The following is a 21,121-nucleotide window of genomic DNA, read 5'->3' as shown; positions in this document are numbered from 1 at the left end:
TCCTTTTTTTTTTCGCGCGGTTTTGGGGTGGTTTCGCACATTTTTTCCACCATTCGTTCGTTCACTTTCTTGATTAAGTTTGCACTGATTCGCTGCCGAAAGTGGACTAATAGTGATGGGTCAAATGGAGGATTATTACTGTATGTTGATTGACCGATAAAGTATTGCAGGTATGGGTTTTCTCGGATCTGTTCTACTGTTTCTATATCGCTTATTCCCAGTTTTTCTTTAATGATTAATGCCCCTAATGCCATCCGAAATGATTTGGCGGGTGCGCCCATTTCGGTCGGAAAATTTTCAGCATAATCTGATTCAAATTCTAACCAAGGGATTAGTTCGGCCATTTTTACCCAACGGTTGTCTTTTGACAACCTTCCTTCAAAGGGGAGTTCAAAGTCGAAGGGTTCCCTGGGAACAGACTCAGCTTTTCTGTACATGGTGAGGGATGGTGATGCAAGGCTTTTGACTTATTTTACCTGTTTTTCTTGCACCATACTCTCGCTCCGCGATCGCATAACCCAGACTGCATCACCTCCGGGTACTGATTCAGCAAGCCCTAATTAATTATTGGTTATTTCTGCAAAAACAGTTCTGTTAAATCCAAAATCTTTTCAAATTGAAACTTCTTAACCCAAGCCCTAAGAATCTGAAGCTCCAGTACGTAGGATGAAGGGATTTTTTCTAGCAATTTAGATACTAATTCCGAGTCGGCATCAAAAGCAGCTTCATGCAATTTTATAATCCATTTTTTTGACATTATTGCTAGAATGCTGGTTAAATTTAAAGGTTCTTCAGCCACATTGTCGGGACGAGAATCTAACTCTGGCAATTCATAAATATAACTGATTCCTAAATATTTGGCCATGAGATCGAAAATAGTTTGTTCTTGAAAAGGTTTCCGTACAAAGTCATCGCATCCAGCCGATAAGATCACCGTCTTTTCTTCTTCCCAAGCGCTAGCGGTAATCGCAATCACAGCCGTAGCTTGCCCTTTAGTAGTAGCTTTAATTCGTTTAGTTGCTTCATAACCATCCATAACTGGCATTCGCATATCCATCCAAATCAGATGCGGTTCCCAAGATTGCCAAATTTCAATTGCTTCTGCACCGTTACTGGCTTCTCTTATTTCAAAACCAATGTTTGTCAGGATTTTTACTAACAGTTTTCGATTGTAATCGTTATCGTCTACAATCAGTATTCGATATGACGGTTGATGGGGCGCTAAACCAATAACACGACGATTTTGAGGTGGCTTCTCAATCTCGTTTTCATTGCAGATACCCACGGGAATGTTAATTTTAAAGGTTGTACCTTTCTGGGATTCATTAAAAGATGTGACATTTAACTTCTTTTCACTGGGAGTGAAAACTTGACCATGACTGCTGACAGTTATTTCACCTCCCATTAAGTGAATGAATTGACAGCTAATCGTCAATCCTAACCCCGTTCCTTCCTGCACTTGTTCACTTGATGCTGTTTGTAAGAAAGGTTTGAATAGTTTATCAAATTCTTCAGGGGCAATCCCAAATCCCGTATCTGAAACTTCAAATATTATCCGGGGATTAGAAACGAGTAAGATGCTGCTATTTTCTGGAATTAACTGACTCTGATTATTCATGCCCAATTTTCTATTCTCCATTGCCACTTTCAGCGATACACTTCCCGCCTTGGTAAATTTAATCGCATTATTCAGCAGGTTAATTAGGACTTGTCTTAATTTCGCTTCATCAGTGCGGATATATTGGGGAACGTTTGGTTCGCGCTCAAAAGTTAACAGCAAACCTTTATCTTTGGCTTTCAAAGAAAATATATCTTCTAGCAAAGCTAGCAAGTAGTAGAGGTCGAAGTTACTTTCATTCAGTGTTTGTCTTCCGGCTTCAATTTTAGAGAGTTCCAGCACTTGATTGATCAAAGAAAGCAAATGTTCTCCACTGCGACAAATAATGTCGAGATTTTCTTGTTGTTCTTCTGAGAAATTGGTATCATTTCTCATCAATCGGGAAAATCCCAGGATGACGTTAAGGGGGGTCCGCAGTTCGTGACTCATATTAGCAAGAAATACGCTTTTGGCTTTATTCGCAGCAACAGCAGTTTCTTTAGCTTGGGCGAGGAGAACTTCTGTCATTTTGCGTTCGCTAATATCCTGCACTGCCCCTAAAATTTGTTTAGGTACTCCGTTAGCATCTCTGGCGAAGACGACTTCTCGCGCATTCATCCAACGCCACTCACCATTTTTATGTCGAAATCGATATTCGGTGGCAAGAACTTCATTGTCAGTTAGCTTTGTAAAGCGAGAATTTATATTGTAGTAGAGATGTCGGTCATTGGGATGAAGGCAATTAATTAGCCACTCTGGAGAAGCTTGATAAATTTCTTCTGGCGAGTAGCCTAAAACGGCATCACACTGTCGGTTAAGATAGATGGTTGTACCTTGTGATATGTCGAATAAATATAAAACCTGCGGGACTGCATGAGTAACCTTTTGCAAAAAATGTTCGCTGGCTTTTAAAGTTTCTTCAACTCGTTTGTGAGCGCTGATATCTCGCCCCACCGCCTGATATTTTACAATTTGTCCGTTATTGTCAAATATCCCCCGGTTAATCCATTGCATCCAACGCAATTCTCCTCCTACAATTACCCGATTTTCAATTGTGACAATAGGATTTTGTTCGTTAATAGAATTGACTTCTTTTTGCACGTATTCCCGGTCTTCTTCAAATATAATAGGTGAATAATGATTTCCGATAATTTCTTCACGTTTCACTCCCAAAAATCGGCAGTAAGCTTCGTTGACAAAGGTCAAAGTGCCGTTAGGAAGATACCGGACGATTAGTTCTGTTTGGTCTTCAATAATACCAAGATAGCGTGCTTCGCTCTGCCGCAGCGCTGCTTCTGCTTTTTTGAGAGAAGTAATGTCTGTGGAAATCCCGCAAACGCCTATGATACTGCCATCAGGATTTTTGAGGGGAACTCTGACAGAAAAATAGTAGTGAATTTCGCCGGAATGCTTGACAAAACCAGATTGATCAGTATGTAATCCCGTACCGCTTTCCATCACTTGTCTATCGCTTTCTCGGATAGAAGAAGCCATTTCTTCTGAGAAAAATTGGAAATCATCTTTGCCAAGCATCTCCTCTGGTGAAAGTCCAAATAATTCCGCCATGCAAGAATTGGCGTAGATATAGATGCCATTCAAATCTTTGATATAAATACAAGCACCAACGTTATTCAAAATAGTGGTTGATTTTTCTTCACTTTTCCTCAGTGCGAGTTCTATCTGCTGGCGAGAGGCGATTTCTGCCTCTAGTTTGAGATTGGTTTGTCGCAATTCGGCTGTGCGTTGGGCTATCTGAATTTCTAGGGTTTTGTGATAATTTGCTAAGATTTCTTCTGCCTGTTTGCGTTCGCTAATGTCGGTAATAGTTCCGACGTAACCAATGACATTGCCAGAGGCATCTTTTTCTGGAACTGCTTGTCCAAATACCCAGATAATAGTACCATCAGGTCGCAGAAATCGGTACTCGCAGTGAAAGGGAACGCCTTGTTTTGTAAAATTTAACCAAGCAGCGATAATGCGATCGCGATCGTCGGGATGTAAAGTTTTCGTCCATCCTGTCCCCATCGCTTCAGCTTCCGGGACTCCAATCATCTCAAAACCGCGATCGTTCGCGTATAAACAATTACCCTGGAGGTCGTTGCGAAAAATTCCTACAGGTGCAGCTTTGGCTAATGCGGCGTAACGTTGTTCGCTTTCCACGAGTGCTTTTTGGGCTTGTTTGCGTAGGGTGATATCTTGAAAAGAAGCGATCGCGTATTCTACAGTTCCACGATCATTGTAGATCGGTGTAGTGGTTACTTCTAAAGAAACAAGCCTCGATCCTTGATGCAATTCTAAGTCATCCGCCCAAGCTGGGAAGCCACCCAGACTTCGCACTAAAGGGAGTTCTTCCACTGGATACAATCGATCGCTGTCTGCCCGATAAACGTGGTAAGCTTTCGATATTTCCTCCCTCGTAGCTGCTGGTAAATCTTGAATGTTAAGTAACTGCTTTGCTACTTGATTGGCGTAGGTGATTTGTCCTGTGGCATCATGTACCGAGATACCAATTGGGATGACATCTAGGAATTTCTGGAGGTGATTTTCGCTGATTCGCACTTGGGTGTAGAGTTTGGTGTTAGTGAGAGCGATCGCTGCCTGAGTTGATAATACAGCGGTTCCGGCTGTATTTATACCACCAAAGAATCAACCGCTTGCTGTGAGATGATCGCTTGCTGTGAGACGATCGACAGAAGATGTCAAATGGGTTCTATAGAACGCATAACTTATTTATGACCAAACAGATACCTCTTGGCGATCGCTCTAATGTTAAGAAATATTTCGCCAACAGTATCGATTGCTACTCAAACGCCTAAGCGTAGGATAGGCATCTTGCCTGTCTCAGGCTGTTTGATAGAATTTAGGAGTTTCGGCTATAGAGCAAAAGGTGGGTCAGCAAAATTAAAGTTCATACTAATTGTGATATCGTTAAAGTCACCCTTAACAACACCACTAGGGGAATCTTCCAGGCCAAAACGATTAGCTCCTAGCGAAATAATATGGCTTGAGTGATCGGGATTAGCTTCTTTGTAAGCAAAGTAAGTCGCTGACGATCGCTGTTGCGAATCGAAAGTTGTCATATACGGCGCGTACAACTTCCCGCTATCCAACAGATAGCTTCCAGAATTATTCAGTTGACCTTGATTTAAAGGACTCGTATCCAGCTCAATTTTCTTTAACTTAGACAGAACAACATTCGCGTAATTAGGGTTTTCTGCCGTCACAATTTCACCTGTTAACAGATCTTTAACATCACCTTTCTTGTTGAGGACTTCGTAAAGTCCAATCCGATATGTAAAACCTGTAGGCTGGGGACTTTTAGTTATGTCGATATCTGCCTCGATCTGGCGATCGACAATTGTTGAAGTATCCAGAACATTGCGACCCTTAGTCTGGCGATCGCCAATTATATCCTGAAAGCTCTCTACAGGCCCATTTAATGCGATCGTCCCTCCCGAATTATCAGAAAATCTAAAAGACAGAGCATCTCCACTTGGCTGTACGGAAAATTGAGGGTCTTGGAATGAGAACTTAGCAGCAGGATTAGCGTCAAAAATCGACCCACCAGCAACTTGATAGATAGCTAATTTCTGCGTGGTTTCCACTGGAATATTGCGGGAGTTATTAGCAGCACTGGTAGAACTATTAGCAGTGGTATTAAATAAAACCATCGCTCGTTTCTGCACTGCTTTTAAGTATCCGCTATCGGTTGGCAGAAGGCCATTCACGCGATTATTAGCATCATCGACAGCAAAGACGCCATATTCAACAGGTTGATTGCTCGGTTTTCCAGCCGCGAACAAAAGATTAATCCCTACACCGGGCGTATTGGATTTGTTATTGACACTTACAATCCCATTACTGGCATTTAAAGAGACAGATAGCTCAGGTGTATCTTTAAACAGATTGGTGAGAATATCTACACCGTCTTTCTGACCCTGGTATACACCAGTTAGCGGATCGCTAGCCGACGATGTACGAACCGACTCAATTTTCACCTGAGCGACGCTGGTATCGGAGAGTCCCTTACCTTCCAAAAGCGGCGAAAATTTTCTAAAAAACTCTTCGGTGTACTGCGCCCCTAAGTGAGCATCTAATGCAGCTCCATTTACATATTTTTCATAGAAAAAATATTGGTTGGGCTGCACGGTATCTTCATAAAACTCAAAAGCAACATTATTCGACTTTTCCGTTTCTTTAGTTTTTTGCGTCAGCTCGTTTGCAAGCGATATTATTTGGTCGCGAGTCCCGCTTTTAGCTTTAAACTTGCCAACCAAAACTTTCGGACTATCAACTTTACTGTCCGTTTCTACTGTATCAATTGTTGGAGTATTAACTACAGCTCCAATTGACTTAAGTTGGTCTACAAATTGCTTATAGCTATCAGATTGCCTATACTTATCCAAGTCTGAATACTTGTTCCATCTCTCAATCAAGAGGAAATTTTGAGGATTCTTCTGATCTCGGTAAAAATCACTGGAAGAGTTGCCATTCTGTAGTCTAGTATTTTTCTCATAATTGCTGACTAAACTTAGCAATTGCTGAGAATTTGCGCCTCCCGCAGAAATACTAAATCGCTCTATCAGCGCTGGATCGAGAGGAATATTAAAATTAACTGATGTGCTGGGAGAATTGGGGCCTGGCGGTAAGAAAGGTGGATTTGGGGGTGGACTGGGGATAATTTGAGTATCTTCAGGAATCGATGGGTTCCAATTACCTCCACCTGTTAAATAACTGCCGAAATTCTGACTCAGCGCCACATAGTAATCGGGGAATTGCTTGAAATAATCTCTGAATCTTTGCTGGTTAGCAAGAAACTCTGGCGAACCAGGATTTTTATTATAAAGCGAGCCAATCCCAGCAGCATCATTGGCGGTATCAGCAAAGACACCAATCCCTTGTTTGGCAAAAAATTCCTCAATACCTCCCGGTGTCGCCGTTTGATCCTTTCTAGACCAAATTGTTAAAAAGGTTAGAGGTTCTTTAGTAGGGCTTGCATTTCTGTAGTTATGAGTGTATCCAGCAGGTAAGAAGCCAATTTGCCCCGAGGTTAGGTGTACGTAGTAGTAGTCATCAATTTTAGGAACACCATTTTGCCCGGGAATTTCTCCAATTTGATAGGGAGCTTTATTAGCAACGGGCAACCAAGCATCCATTTCCCCTTGCAATACAATGAACCATTCATCTTCAGCCCAGTGAATGTGAGGAATCGGACCAGCATTATAAGGGGTGACAGTTAGAGCCATCGTATATGGCCGAGGGTTAGTTGAAGTGGGAATAGTGTTTAAATTAACGGGCTTCCCCTCTTGAGTTTGGGAGTTTAATGCTTGTACTGCCGCTTTGCTGACACTGCTAATTAAAAATTGTTGCGCTTCGCCAGCAGGAAAAGAGTCCCACTGATTTGATCCAGGGCTAGTTTCCTGTTGCAATCCCGTATAAAATGATAAATTTTCCCCGTTAGGATCGCCATTAGGTTCCTTTAAAACATTGTCGAAAGAGAAGTTTTTGGGAATGGGCAATCCAATGTTTTTAGACCATTGGAATTGAGGAGCTCCATTGTAGGGTGCGTTGGGGTTATATCTGTCCTCTTTCGAGAAACTAGGCCAGGTAAATCCTGTGGGTAATTGAGCCGTAGTGGTACTGGTGTCCTGAGTATCTTCCTCAGTGTGGTCGTGACCAAGGTGGCTAGCTGTGCGGGTATCATTTTGTTCGATTTCTAACATGATTGCTTAATTGCCAAAAAAGTTTACGTCTGTTCTAATATTGCTGAATGCAGGAAGTTTTAGAACGTGAGTTGGAGGGGCTCGAATAATTTCACAAGGCGAGAAGATCGTCGAACTCATGTTTCACTACTGTGCCGATCACATCTGAGCGACTATCTCATTCAACACCCCAAAACAACCAGCTACTTTATTGAAGCCAGCATAAACGCACATAAACAGCAGTAATTCTTCAATCTCCTCATAAGTAGCTCCCTGCTTGAGAGCCATAGAGACGTGAGCTCCAAAGGGGTTCCCAGGGCCAACTTGATCCTGATTCACTACATCTACAGCAATAGTAATCAGAGCTTTTGTTTTTTGATCGATGTGTGGTAATCCCCAGGCTTCTCCAGCCACTCTGGTCACAAAATCACCAAATTTGGGATTGATTCCCTTCAGTCCTTCTTGCAGCTCTAAATCATCCAAAACTGCATTTTTGTAATTTTCCATGAGGCTTTACCTTCCTAACTAAACTTTACTACGCAGGCATTTCTAAGTAATCTAGGATTTACGCCAATTTTCAGAATTGGTAGAATCAACGGTCAACTATCAACTGTCAACTATTTATTTAGGCAACTCCTGAGCAACACTGTTAGTGGTATAAACTCTAACAATCAGAGAACCCTTGAGAATTTCTGAAAACTTGGCCAGCAGCGGCTGAACGTAAGGCTGCTTTAAATGCTCCCTTAAAGCTGTGCCATCTTTCCACTCTTCGTAGTAGATGAAAGAGTTTTTTGCGGTTGGCTGCTCGTAAAATCCGTAGCTGATACAACCTGATTCAGCTCGCGTAGGAGCGAGAGCAGCAGTTGCTAACTTCAGAAATAGCTCCCGCTGTTCGGGTTTGACTTCAAATCGATTGGCTACAACTAATGGCAGAGTGACATTACTATTTTGTTGCCTGTTTGATGGAACCTGAGCCAAGCCAGAAGTGCTGAATATTGTTGTGCAAACAAAAGCGGCAAAAAAGAGCAGAAGAACCTTACTGATTCCTCGAAATCTTTTGAAAAAATATGCTTTTAGCATTTCTTGCCTCTGTATTTGATGGTGGCGGATCTAGTAAGTTGAGTAGTGAGCTGGTACAAGCCATTGGTGTCAACATCTAATGGTTAAACAGCAATCTGTGACTAAGTTTGACGTTAAGTTGACACCTATTGGGTACAACCCACCAGAGATGCCTCTGACAGAGGCTTTAGATGTTATCAGGCAGCTTGTCCTGCTAAAATCTACAGTTTTATCTATAGCAATCCTAAATAAGTTATGAACACTACCCATATATATAAAGGTGTTCACATCTCATTTAGGATTGCTATACTAAGGCTATTAGGCGCTTTCGAGTCCGATAGAATCGTAATCGTCAACGGCAATGACACCTTGTATAAATCCGGTTTTTTCCAAAGTATCAATTATCAATTCCTGAGCGCCAACGACGTAAATATCGACATCAACTCCCATTTTTTGTTTGGCGAAGATCAGGACTCGCAGACCCGCACTCGCCATATAGTCTAACTTTTGCATCATCAGCACTAAATGCTTTGGCTTGGCGATTGCTGCTTTCTCAATTTCTTCTTTGAATATCTGTGCAGAACTTGCGTCTAATTCGCCAGTCAGTGTAATTTTTGCAGCATGACCTGATGATTCTAGGGTTGCACTGAAAGCCATAATTTTGTGTCCTTTTGAAGATGTTTGTGAGTGGGATTAAGTTGATGATGAGATTACTTGCCGACTAAGATGACGATCGAGCGATTGCCCAAAAGAATACCGTGCTGGTTTTCTAATTTGGGTTCCGTTCCCGGTTCCCAAATATCATCTGGAGACGTGCAGCCGGTATTCACAGAAATGTGCCATCGCAACTGTTCCGGCAAACCGGGAATTTCAAACCATTGCGCCTCCCAGTGCATATTGATCGCGACATAAATGTAGTTATCTTCAACACTTCCTGCTTTCGCGTGTTTGCCGCAAAGCAGGAAGGCGATGGTGCGACAACTAGGAGACCAATCTGCGTTCCAGGCTTGGGTGCCATGCCAAGTGATATCTGCATAGCCACTGCCCACATAATCCCGGTTCTGGAAGTGATATTTATTTCTCAGTACCGGGTGAGCGTTGCGGAAGGCAATGCTGTTTTTGACGAAGCGAAATAGACTGGCGTTGGTTTTTAATAAATCCCAATCCAGCCAATTAAGTTTGTTGTCGTGGCAGTAGGTATTGTTGTTGCCATTTTGACTGCGGCCGAGTTCATCGCCCATTAGCAGCATGGGCACGCCTTGGCTAACCATGAGCATCGCGATCGCATTTCGCATTTGGCGCGATCGCAAAGCATTAATACCCGAATCGTCCGTCCACCCTTCCGCGCCGCAATTCCAACTGTCATTATCATTGCCACCGTCGTTATTATTTTCCCCGTTAGCTTCATTGTGTTTCTCGTTATAAGACACTAAATCAGCCAGAGTAAAACCATCGTGGGCCGTAATGAAATTAATTGAAGTAGCTGGGCCGCGCCCTTGTTGAGCGTAGAGATTCGGCGAACCTTGCAAACACTGTGCCGCATCCCCGACAGTGCCATCTCCTTTCAAAAACTTGCGAATACTGTCGCGGTATTTGCCATTCCACTCCGCCCAACGTCCGTAAGCGGGGAACGAACCAACCTGATACAAACCACCCGCATCCCAAGCTTCAGCAATCAGTTTGCACTTCGCTAGAATTGGGTCAAATGCCAGTGTTTCCAGCAATGGCGGATTAGATAGGGGAAAGCCCCAAGCATCGCGACCTAAAATAGCTGCTAAGTCAAATCGGAAGCCATCAATGTGATATTCACTCGCCCAGTAGCGCAAGCAATCCAACACAATATTGCGGACGATCGGGTTATTACAATTGAGCGTATTGCCGCAACCGCTGAAGTTAAAGTAATAACCTTCTGGGGTTAACATATAGTATGTTTTGTTATCCAGCCCCCGGAATGAGATTGTCGGGCCGCGTTGGTCTCCTTCTGCTGTGTGGTTAAAGACGACATCCAAAATGACTTCTAGGCCATTTTTGTGCAGTTCTTTGACGAGTGCTTTGACCTCATCCACCTGCATTCCTAGTTTACCAGTTGCGGCATAGCCAGCCTTGGGCGCAAAGAAACCAACGGTACTGTATCCCCAATAATTGACCAGCAATTCCCCCGTGATCGGGCTGGGGTGAGAATGTTCAAATTCGTCAAACTCATAAATTGGCATGAGTTCGATCGCATTAACGCCCAACTCTTTAAAGTAGGAAATTTTTTCGCGGATAGCTGCAAAAGTTCCCGGATGTTTCACGCCGGAGGAGGGATGGCGGGTAAAACTGCGGACGTGCATTTCATAGATAACTTGATCCTCCGGTGGAATTTCCAGAGGTCTGTCATTTTCCCAATCAAAGTCGTCAAAACTAATCCGCGATCGGTGTTGATAAATATCATTCCAATCCGGTGTCACTCCCCAAATATCTCGGCCGCCAATAATTTTGGCATAGGGATCTAGGAGAATTTTGGTTTTGTCAAAATAATGACCTGCTTGGGGGTTGAAAGGCCCGTCCATGCGGTAGCCGTATTCGATGTTTTCGTAATCGATGTCGAATACAGTCATGCTAAAGACATTGCCAATTCGGAACTCATCGGGAAAGGGAATTTCCGCGAAGGGTTCTTTAGCGTGTCTTTTAAATAGCACTAGCGTGCAGGATGTCGCATAGCTGGAAAATACTGAGAAATTAACTCCTCCGGGTACTAAACTTGCTCCGAAAGGCATCGGGCGACCTACACGCAATTTAAAGTCACCATGTTTGTGAGTGGGGTGAATGTCTATTCGTTCCATGACCTGTCCTACTAATTTAAAATCCTGAACAGTGATCGCACCTTGTAAAAAACCAAACTTTGATGTGATTTAATTGACTTTCAGGCTTACTTCAGCGCGGCTATTCCTGAATCCAACGTGTCGCAGGTAGTAAAAAAGCTGAGAAATCCAGTTACTTCCATTGTGTCTTTAATTTCCTCAGCAACCCCCACCAATACAAGTTTGCCTTCTTTAGCCGATACCTGCCGATAAAGTGACAGCAGCATCCGTAAGCCTGCACTAGACATATAGGGGACTTCTGTCATATCTAAGAGGATTTGAACTCCTGGTTCTGCCAGAGGAACTACCTTTTCTTGAACACCTACGGCGGTACTAGCATCGATATCGCCCTCCAACTTAACTACTGTTATTTCTGCTGTTTTACTAATGGCAATATTCATCATTGACCTCTTTGAAAATAAATGAGATAGTCCTGGACTTACGCAAGAGACCCAGGGATAGGGGCGATTCGCTTGCGCGATAGCTTCGCCGCGCGTGGGGGGATTGCCCCTACAAAAAACCAGATATAGATGTCGTGCGTAAGTTCTGATAGTCCTGGACTAAAGGGTGGTCAGAAACCGGGGTTTTTGCGACAATATTTCGTTGCAGTCCGTAAATTTGCTGAAAAACCCGGTTTCTTTGGCGGAGTGTATCAGCCCTGAAAACGGCTGACTATACCGGGACAATCTGCACTTTGACTTTGACTCGCTCTTTGGTATCCGGCAACTGAACGGTTAAGTTATCTGCGTCGAAGTTGCTGTAGGGTTCTCCGTCGATTTCACAAGCACCGATTTTGATACTGCCGGGGGGCAAAATATCAGGTGAAACTCGCAGGATATTGTCTTTAAATCCTCCCGGCATTGGCTTGAAGTAGAAGTCCATCGGCTGCTTAGTAATCAGCAGGTTGGTGTAAACCGCAGATAGGTAGCACAGTTCAGTGGAGTGATAGCCAGACATGGAGTGAGAGCCTTTGAATCGCTCATTTCCCAGCAAGTACGGCAGTCCGTTGGCTAAAGTATTGAAGTAAACTGCACCGTCGTCATGATCCAGGAAGAAGGCACTGTAGAAGGCCGCCGCTTCGCGAGCATGGCGCAAGTATTCTGGGTTTTGAGTCAGACCGCTGAGGATTAAGTAAGCTAAAATTGCTTGTTCTTGCTGCCACCAAGCTTTGCGATCGTGCCAGACAAAGCTGTGCTGTTCCTCTCCTGGTTCGCGGATACGCTCGACGACATCGTACCACCCTCCGCGCTGGCGATCGCTCCCCACATCAGGCATGAGATTCGCAATCTTTTCAGCCAATTCTTTGTAATTATCTTTGGCTTTAAGCGATTGCATTCGCATCAAATTCCATGAAATCTTCAGGTTGTGACCGACAACAGCCCGGTCTTGCTGCCAGCCCCAGATTTTGTCAGGAGTCCAATCTTCATTGAACTTTTCCTGAACAAACGGGCTGGTTTCGTACTCAGGGAAATACTTGGCAATGGTGTCAAAAGTGTACTCTAAAAAGTCGGCGTATTTCTGGTCGCCTGTTGCCAGATAAAGGTTAATTAAATACGCAGGTGCGTGGTCGCCGACTGAGTTCCAATTTTTGCGAGCGCGGTTGCGACCTAGGGACTCGGCGCGGGCATCAAGGGAGAGGGCATCAACGTGGGAGAAATAACCGCCTTGTTCTTTATCTATGAAGAACTTGTCAAACAAATCAACGGTCATTTCGGCATCTTTAAGAATGCGCGGGTCGCCTGTGATTCGGTAAGTTTGAATCGGGCCGGCAAGAGCATAAATTTGCTCGTAAGCGGGGATGCAATCGTAGTCGTCGCTGAATTCAGAAGTAAGCAGTTTTTGTTCCCGCTGTCCTTTGACCCGTACCCCGTGATACCAGTAAATTAGGTCTTCATCGGGGTCGTAAAACCTCATGTGATCGCGTAGGTATTCAGTCCCTTTTTCAGCGGCTTCTAAAAAGCGGTCTTCGCCTGTCATTAAAAAAGCTGAAGCAAACCCATAAACCAAGCGGGAAACGGTGTCAGTTTCTTGCAAGTAGTCATCTTGCTTTTTGCTACCGGACAGATTCAGCATCGTCCGATATTCCTTATAGTCAATTGGCTGCTTGGGGTAGCCAAATTGCCATTTCAGGTAGCTGTCAGCAATGGAGCGGACTTGCTTAATCCACCAGTCCTGTTCTTCGTGGCGATATTTTTGGGACTCTTCGCCAGCAAAAACTAAAGATTTGGCTTCAAATTTGTGTCCTTCGCCGTGAGGATAGAAGACACCGTAAGCGAAGACGTGCTGGCCGGGGTGCAGCAGTTCTGCGAGCCGTTCCGTAGCATTTAGGTAAGGTTCTTCTAGGTTTTGGGTAATGCGACCGTAAGTAGTTGGTGTCAGGTACGCAGTATATTCGCGACCGTCTGATGTCTTGATGCCGAAGCTTTTGTCGCTGCGGTTGAAGTGGGTAACATATCCTCCGATCATGTCGGAGAATGAAAAATTCATCCGTTCCATTCTCTTTCCTCTGCTAATTGATTAGATTTTTCTGCCTACTTGTCGGTATTTTTTACTTGTTCTCGATCTCTTTCACAAAAACTTCCATGAATTGGTCTACTACTCCTGGATGCTTGCCGGTAATCAAATTTCCATCTACTACTAAGTCAACGGTGACTTCATTTTCTTCGTCGTAGACAACTTCTGCGCCGGCATTTTCTACATCACAGATGATGTTGTGAGCGCAGGTCACTTTCCGCCCTTTCAGTAAGTCTGAGTCGGCGCAGAACAGCCACAAACTGTGACAGATTGTTCCGAGCTTTAGGCTTTCTGAGTGCATGGATTTTCTGAGAAATTCTACCGCCGGCGCTTGGTTTTTTTGACCTTTCTTGACTTTCGCCTGATATCTCAGGCGATCGGTAGCATAAGCCCCAATTGCAATAATGCCTTTGTAGGCTGACGGATTAATATCATTGACTTCTGTGGTGACAGTCACATGATATTCAACTTTATCATTCTCTGGGTTTGATCCGAAAGTTAATTGTTGATTTCCCCACAAGTGAGAAATATACTCGACTTCGTAACCATGTTTCGGAAAAAACTCATTGAATTCCCGATATTCGGTAGGATCAAAATGTTCTTCAATCAAAACACCAATTTTGCCTTTACTTTCAGTTGCCATACCCTACAAAATCCTTGTGCTCGTAAACTGTTTTAGGTTGATGATTGTCTTCTGAGATAGAAGCCCATGACGGAATTCCTACATCTCCTAACCAGACAAGAGGAAGTATTTAGGCCTTGATTAGCTTTAAAAGTGAATCAGGGGCAAAAACATCTCGGTAGAAAGTCAATTGTTCGGTTTTGAGGTAGCAGGCTCCTCGGTGGCCGCGCCGCACCCAAGTGACATTACCTTTGGCAAGGGTTTCGTTAGTTTCGTCGTCCACACACTTCCACTCAAAGTAAGTGTGTTCGCCAAAAAACATCACAATCGGCCAGCACATTGTCACCCCTGGCTGTGCAATTAAAGCCCACCAGTGTTTCTCGCGTTCTTTTTGTTTGTCTAAACCGCGATAGGGGCCGTCTTGGCATAAGTAAACCAAATCTTCGCGATATTCACCTGTTAAGATGTCACCCCGGCATTGTCTTAATGCCTCGCAGTGAGTCGGCCACCATTCCTGATTTTCTTTTTCGATTTGTTCGAGAGTATAATCTGAGCTAATTTCGGGCAACTTTTCTTCCTTCATTGCCACAATTTTCTCGGCTAACTCAATCATTGTTTGCTTAAGTTCGTCCGAAACCAATCCAGGTTTTGAATAGTCGGCTGTCAAGCCTTTATAGTAGTTGATTCGAGTCATTGGTAACTCCTTAGTGGTGAATAAAGAACTCATACTTTCAGTAGGACTGAAAACCCAGTTACCTAAAATTGAATTAGGATGTGCCGGGGATTTTCCGTCGCACTGCTAGCAAGGTAATGTCATCAAACTGCGCTGCACAGTCTATATGGGTAAACACATCGGTTTTCATACGTTCTAGTAATTCGGATGCGGAGGAATAAGGCTGATTTAGGAGTGAAAGCACTCGCTTTTCTGTGAAAAATTCCTTGTTGGGGCTGCGGGCATCAGTAAGACCATCCGTGTAACCAAATAGAATATCTCCCGGTTCGAGCTGAACCTGCTGAATTTTAAACTTCATATTTGGCATCATTCCTACGGCGGGGCCTGTAGATTTGAGGGCAGTCTTGATCCCAGAAGCATTGATAATTAAAGGTGATTCATGCCCGCCGTTAATATAGGTTAATAAACCTGTTTCTGGATTGAGTACCCCGAAGAACATTGTGGCAAACATACCGGTTTCACCATGTTCTTCACTAATGTAGTTGTTGGTAATCTCAATTGCCTGGAGAGCTTGCCTTTGATATAAGTCAAATTCTAATTCCATTCCGGCTGTGCGATCCGTTGCTTCTCGATCGCAGAACTGAAAATTTGTTCCTCCAGAAAACAGCCTAATAAAGCTACGAAATAGCCCCATAAACATCGCTGCCCCAACGCCTTTGTCACAAACATCTGCAATCACTAATCCTATACTGCCATTAGGAAGTGGAAAAACATCATAAAAGTCGCCGGCAACTTTTTTGGCTGGTTCAAAGGTCGCACAGATTTCCCAATTTGGTACGGTTAAAATGGGATTTGGCAAAAAGTTTCTTTGCAGCTTTTGCCCTTTTTCGATATCGGTTTCTAATTCGTTTTTAGCCTTGTTCAGTTGATCGGTTCGTACTTCTACGATAGATTCCAGGTTGTTAGTGTATCGACTTACCTCTGCAACCATAGCATTGAAAGCCTCAGCCAGTTGTTGAAACTCGTCATTGCTCTTGACTTCTACAGCTACATCAAAATTATGGTTGCGAATCTTTTCTGATGCCTGATACAGCTTGCGAATGGGTTTCACTAACCAGTTGCTGATCAGGGATGCTACTAGCAAGGAAATGAATAAGCTACTGCCAATAATTTTCAAGCTAGTCCATTTCAGGCTATCAACTTCTATGGCTAGGCTACTAACATCGACATCTAAGTTGAGGACAGCAACAACTTTACCCGTATCATCTTTCAGGGGAACGGCGGTTGAAATGTAGGCCTCTTTTTTGTTCTTATACTCATAATAATACTCAGTGTCTACTTGGGGCTGACCGTCGAAAGCTGCGCGGATAGATGGAGAATGTGGGAAATAGTAGTACCCAACATAATCATTACTACTTTTTGGCGAACTACCTTCATACCGATACCCTTGATCGCTAGCCAGAATTTTCACCAATGTGAGATCGGGAAACTCCGGGATTGGGCTGATTAGATAGGATGCCTTGAGGTAAACGTCAGACGAATCGTCTCTCCGACTTTGATTCGTAATCTCTCCTAACTTGCGAGCCAGATTTTTATAGCTTTTTGAAGCTGCAATCTTGTCCTGCACCTCTTTGGATAACCCCGGAAACTCAACCTGTTCTTTTCCAGAATTTATTTGCTGCTGGGATAGCTTTAGACTCTGTGAATTAATTTGAGCTGCTAGGTTCTTAATTTCTGCTATATCTTTGCTAGAAAAAGATGAAGATTCCTGGATGCCAAGTTCTTTTAATTGCTTAGCCTGGTTTTTTAGCAGGTTTCGCTGGATGCTTGATTGGAGCCAAAAAATACTTGTTGTAGCAACACCAACAGATAGCAAGGAAAGCGCTAAGCCTAACTTCACACTGAAGGGAAACTTTAAAGCTCTTCCAAATCTTAAGGGTATTTTTGGGTTTTTGAGATTAATGTCAGTTTGGCCTGTTTGACTAATTAACTCTAAATTAGCTGACGGCAAAACAGAACTCTCTAAATTGTCTGGATTAGTCTGTTTAACGTAAGAACCCACAGTTGTACTCCTGTTTTTATACGTCGCTCAATCAAAAAGCCGTAGGGCTTCTGTAGTTTGAAATTAGGGAGATTTAATCCCCTGGATGCCCTCTCCTATTTATTACCTTTCCGCTCGACCGTAAATATATTGCGATTGCGATTTTCTACCCGCTCGTAAGAAAATTTATCTACGCCTTGAATAGCCAAATAAACTCCTAGCCCCCCCATTTGTTTTTCGTGCGGGTGTTTATCCAAATCATCAGGTAGCGGTTCCTCGATGGGATCGTAGGTGACTGCTGTATCCTCAATAACAATTATCAAGTTTCGATCGCTGAGTTCTGCCCACAACTCCAAGTTCCCTTCCCTGCCCGATTCTTCGTAACCGTGAAGGATGATATTTGTGGCAATTTCATCGACTGCTAGGCGCAGCCCGTAAGATGCTTTTTTTTCCAGCTCAGCTTCCGCTGCTGCCGCGAGGACATACTGAGCTATCTGACTTAAAGAATCTAGTTTTCCAGGCACTATTAACTGGTTCATAAATGAAACAATGTATTCTTCAAAAGACGATAAATTTTAACAGAAATTTATCTGCAATTTGGGGAGTTTGTATGCTTTGCAGCTAGGAACTTAGCTTAGAAAATTAGATAGAGGTCAGCTCATTGAGCAAACCGATTGATTTGCTGGTTTAAGATAGTTCTCTCCAAGAACTGCTTACTAGGTTAAGACCACTGCTACCCGCAGCCTGTAGAGCAGATAGATAACCTGACTGGTGGTACTCTCTATCTTTAGATAGAACACATCAACAGCATGACTGGTATTGTTCTCTGTCTTTTGGTGGATGCTATTCAATAGTATGTTTGCGTAATCCGGATAAAGCAAGTCGGAAAAGTCGGATCATAAAGTCGGAAAAGTCGGATGGTTGCCTAATTGGCATATTTCGGAGTAATTACCATATCAGACGCTAAAAAACATCGGTAATAATACTGAAAATTAATCGAATTGTCTGCGCTAATCGACGGATATTTTTACTTTATAGGAATAAAAGCTATCAAGCCTTGTCTTTATAAGCCTTAATCAAGTACAACCGTAGCAACGCCCCCACATTTTTCACTGCCTTCTCATTGCCTAGTTTAACAAGTTTTGCGGCTTTTCCTTTGACTACAAATTTCACTGGCTTGCCGAAGTAACGCTATTAGTATTCTGGCAGCAAAAAAATATTGAGGCACTTCGCTTTTTTGTACAAAAGTGCGGTAGCACTGCATTCATTCAAACTCGGCTCCCTGCACTGCAATTCTTGCTAGAAGGCATCACCTTGCCCAAACGAGAAAATTGTACGAATCGGCAAGAAGAGCAACAGCGAAGGTTAGTAAAATGGATGAACACGCCCTTAAAAATAGCATTATAGGGTTTACCGGGTATTATCCTGGTGGTGACGATGGCTGCAAGAGGTTTAACCCTGGTAAATGGCGATCGCATCCAGAATAACCAAAGCTTCCAATAGCTAAAGCTTACCAGGAGAGAGCGATCGCTACTTTCCCTCGCCCCCTAAAGCATTCAGCGCATCGAAATGCGTTTTTGCTTTATCATCGCTTGCTGTGGCTGATACTCACCGCCTCACTAAAGCTGACCGTTACGGTATGATGGCTGCTATCCTCGACGAGTCCATCACTGAAGAAAAGATGCGATCGCTGAATCGTTTACTTCGTTCCTTCCTTAAAGGTCAAATCCAAGTAACTGATGAACTTTGCATCGCGTAGCACTTGACAACAGAAGCTCTCTTTTGAAACTTCAGCATTAGTAGAGGATCAGGTAATGGCACGAATTACGACACCATTTGGACGACATTCTACTGCCGCCGAAGTGGTAGAGGGAATCGCTCTCTCTGGTAAGCGAGCGATCGTCACCGGAGCGGCATCAGGCATCGGCGTAGAGACGGCGCGGGCACTGGCTCGGCTCGGGGCTGAGGTAACGCTGGCTGTACGTAACACCGACGCTGGAGCGCAGACGGCGGCTGATATCATCGCCACTACCGGCAACCAGAACATTCACGTCGCCCCGCTTGACCTGAGCGATCAAGCATCGATCGCCGCCTTCGTCGCCACGTGGGACGATCCGCTGCACATACTCGTCAACAACGCTGGTGTGATGGCATTGCCCGAACAGCACACGCCCTTATGCTGGGATATGCAGTTTGCCACCAACCATCTCGGACACTTCGCCTTGGCACTAGGACTCCACGACGCACTGACTGCCGACGGGGAAGCACGTATTGTGTCTGTCAGTTCCAGTGGGCATCTGATGTCGCCAGTTGTATTCGACGATATCCACTTCGCGTTCCGTCCTTATGATCCGTGGCTGGCATACGGGCAGTCCAAAACCGCGAATGTACTTTTCGCTGTCGGTGTCACCAAACGCTGGTTCAGGGATGGCATCACCGCCAACGCCCTGATGCCCGGTGCGATCGCCACCAACCTCCAGCGCTACACTGGCGGTCTTAAAACTCCACCTGAGCGGCAGAAAACACCAGAGCAAGGTGCGGCTACCTCTGGGCTGCTGGCGACCTCTGGGCTGCTGAAGGGCATCGGTGGGCTCTACTTCGAGGACTGCAACGAAGCCACCATCGTCGCAAACGGCAACGGCTATATAAGCGGTGTTGCCCCCTACGCCCTCAACCCGGACAACGCTGATCGCCTCTGGGAGGAGTCGTTGCGCCTGCTTGCCTGACCCGATGTAGAGGATGGCTACCGCCTCACGGCAGATTTAGGCTTGACATCATGTAACTCCCCACATTGCTGGAAGGGGCGTTTGGTTTTCCAGACTTTAATGCGATCGCTGGAACATTGAGCAGTTGAGCGCAGCTATTGTCACTGCCTTCTCATTGCCTAGCTTAACAAGTTTCGCCGCATTTGCTTTGACTACAAATTTTACTGGCTTGCCGAAGTAACGCTATTAGCATTCTGGCAGCAAAAAAATTACTCTTCCAGTTCGCTTTTTTTGTACAAAAGTGCGGTAGCACTGCATTCAATCTCGCAAACAAACTGAACTGCAACTATTCCTAGAAAACGCTACCGCTATTGTTCCGATACATTAATATGTCATAGCTGAATAGCTAATAACGAGGCTGCTATTTTTTAGGCAACCTTAACAGCTTTTCAATTAGTTCGGCTTGCTCAATTGTGAAAGTACAGCTTGCTATAAATGCTAGAGTTAGTAGCTTGTCTCTGCTACAATTCCTTGAATTGGGAGTGCAGAGTTTGCTGTTAAATTATTAAATTGATATTAAGTGTACCGGAACGGTAAAAAACCTCAAATTTAACTTTTTAGGACTGAGTTTTCGTGAGTTTTTGGCTGTTTTTCGCTGTTTTTTATGAGAATGGGCGAGTAAACTTGTGCAATCTCAGCTTAATTGTTAGCTAAATTTGGGTGCTTGTTAGCAACAAAAACCGCATGAGAACTCAAACTTATGCAGATAGAAAGCTTGCACAAAAAGCAGGAATGAGTCGTAGCAATAGCAATGTTGAACGATATATTTATACCAAAATATAAAAAACTTCTCCAATAAAGAGGAGCGTTTGTATAGTAGAGCCACACCACGATCGGTATTGAACAAAAATTCAATTAGACGAACGATCGCCCTCACAGTTTTAGCAGAATTAGCAGGCTCAACAAATACTTTTCTATGCAGTATTCCAACGGATAACCTGAATATTGACTCTTAGTGGTTGGGTTGAGCCTGTTTGTTTATACAAGTTCAGCTATAGTTGCTGCTAGAACTACTATCGGGTAAGCTTTGATTCCAATTCCTGCGATCGCACCAACTGAAGCGATCGCTAATCGCGGAGGGTTTGTCCAAGCAGCGGCTCTATTATTTATGAGCTTGCTGTTTTGATACTGAACTTGCACTCGATCGCGCTAACCCGTGTTTCCCATGCCACTTTCCAGAAAAATCTGCAAGGTGCAAACAAGCGATCGCCCTACCAATAGAAACAAGTATATATTGTAGAGACTGATTTTCTTGATTGAGCAGAAATTATCCTCAAATCTCAACTAAGAACCGATATCCACCTG

General features: G+C 43.9%; 15 protein-coding genes. 2 read left to right on the top strand and 13 right to left on the bottom strand.

Annotation, left to right across the window (positions count from 1 at the left end; translation table 11 throughout):
- The 13 genes from PN499_RS02345 to PN499_RS02285 form a co-directional block, all read right to left on the bottom strand.
- On the bottom strand, positions 1 to 437 hold a 437-nt coding region (locus PN499_RS02345; RefSeq protein ID WP_272030069.1), incomplete at its 3' end, for a transposase.
- A gap of 134 nt (positions 438 to 571) precedes the next feature.
- A complete protein-coding gene (locus PN499_RS02340; RefSeq protein ID WP_272030068.1) occupies positions 572 to 4,156 on the bottom strand; it encodes a PAS domain S-box protein in 3,585 nt (1,194 codons plus the stop codon).
- A gap of 314 nt (positions 4,157 to 4,470) precedes the next feature.
- Positions 4,471 to 7,320, bottom strand: a complete 2,850-nt coding sequence (locus PN499_RS02335; protein ID WP_272030066.1) for an antibiotic biosynthesis monooxygenase — start codon at positions 7,318 to 7,320, stop codon at positions 4,471 to 4,473.
- Between the two features lie 138 nt (positions 7,321 to 7,458).
- A complete protein-coding gene (locus tag PN499_RS02330; RefSeq protein ID WP_272030065.1) occupies positions 7,459 to 7,806 on the bottom strand; it encodes a carboxymuconolactone decarboxylase family protein in 348 nt (115 codons plus the stop codon).
- A gap of 114 nt (positions 7,807 to 7,920) precedes the next feature.
- A complete protein-coding gene (locus PN499_RS02325; protein WP_272030063.1) occupies positions 7,921 to 8,379 on the bottom strand; it encodes a putative quinol monooxygenase in 459 nt (152 codons plus the stop codon).
- 297 nt (positions 8,380 to 8,676) lie between these two features.
- Entirely contained in the window at positions 8,677 to 9,015 is a 339-nt protein-coding gene (locus PN499_RS02320) for an anti-sigma factor antagonist (RefSeq protein WP_272030061.1), read from the bottom strand.
- Between the two features lie 53 nt (positions 9,016 to 9,068).
- On the bottom strand, positions 9,069 to 11,183 hold the full coding sequence (gene glgX, locus PN499_RS02315; protein ID WP_272030060.1) for a glycogen debranching protein GlgX: 2,115 nt from the start codon (positions 11,181 to 11,183) through the stop codon (positions 9,069 to 9,071).
- A gap of 86 nt (positions 11,184 to 11,269) precedes the next feature.
- On the bottom strand, positions 11,270 to 11,602 hold the full coding sequence (locus PN499_RS02310; protein WP_272030058.1) for an STAS domain-containing protein: 333 nt from the start codon (positions 11,600 to 11,602) through the stop codon (positions 11,270 to 11,272).
- Between the two features lie 271 nt (positions 11,603 to 11,873).
- Entirely contained in the window at positions 11,874 to 13,697 is a 1,824-nt protein-coding gene (locus tag PN499_RS02305; RefSeq protein WP_272030056.1) for an AGE family epimerase/isomerase, read from the bottom strand.
- Between the two features lie 52 nt (positions 13,698 to 13,749).
- Positions 13,750 to 14,358 (bottom strand): DJ-1/PfpI family protein, encoded by a 609-nt coding sequence (locus tag PN499_RS02300; protein WP_272030054.1) that lies wholly within the window; start codon positions 14,356 to 14,358, stop codon positions 13,750 to 13,752.
- Between the two features lie 109 nt (positions 14,359 to 14,467).
- Entirely contained in the window at positions 14,468 to 15,031 is a 564-nt protein-coding gene (locus tag PN499_RS02295) for a hypothetical protein (RefSeq protein WP_272030053.1), read from the bottom strand.
- Positions 15,032 to 15,104: 73 nt separating this feature from the next.
- The gene (locus PN499_RS02290; protein ID WP_272030051.1) at positions 15,105 to 17,072 is read right to left on the bottom strand and encodes a PP2C family protein-serine/threonine phosphatase; all 1,968 of its coding nucleotides are present in this window, start codon (positions 17,070 to 17,072) and stop codon (positions 15,105 to 15,107) included.
- A gap of 95 nt (positions 17,073 to 17,167) precedes the next feature.
- Complete coding sequence (locus PN499_RS02285; RefSeq protein WP_272030049.1) at positions 17,168 to 17,590, bottom strand: ATP-binding protein; 423 nt, start codon at positions 17,588 to 17,590, stop codon at positions 17,168 to 17,170.
- A 1,058-nt stretch (positions 17,591 to 18,648) separates the two neighbouring features.
- Here PN499_RS02285 and PN499_RS02280 point away from each other — a divergent pair.
- Positions 18,649 to 18,810, top strand: coding sequence for a hypothetical protein (locus PN499_RS02280; protein WP_272030047.1), 162 nt, complete (start codon positions 18,649 to 18,651; stop codon positions 18,808 to 18,810).
- Positions 18,811 to 18,865: 55 nt separating this feature from the next.
- Positions 18,866 to 19,777 carry an SDR family NAD(P)-dependent oxidoreductase gene (locus PN499_RS02275; protein WP_272030046.1) on the top strand — a complete coding sequence of 304 codons (912 nt, stop codon included), beginning with the start codon at positions 18,866 to 18,868 and terminating at the stop codon, positions 19,775 to 19,777.
- The last annotated feature ends 1,344 nt before the right edge of the window (positions 19,778 to 21,121 follow it).

This window comes from Kamptonema animale CS-326, assembly GCF_028330895.1.
Lineage (GTDB): Bacteria > Cyanobacteriota > Cyanobacteriia > Cyanobacteriales > Microcoleaceae > Kamptonema > Kamptonema formosum.
The sequence above is the reverse complement of the archived record's forward strand: the minus strand, read 5'-3'. Positions and strand labels throughout refer to the sequence as shown.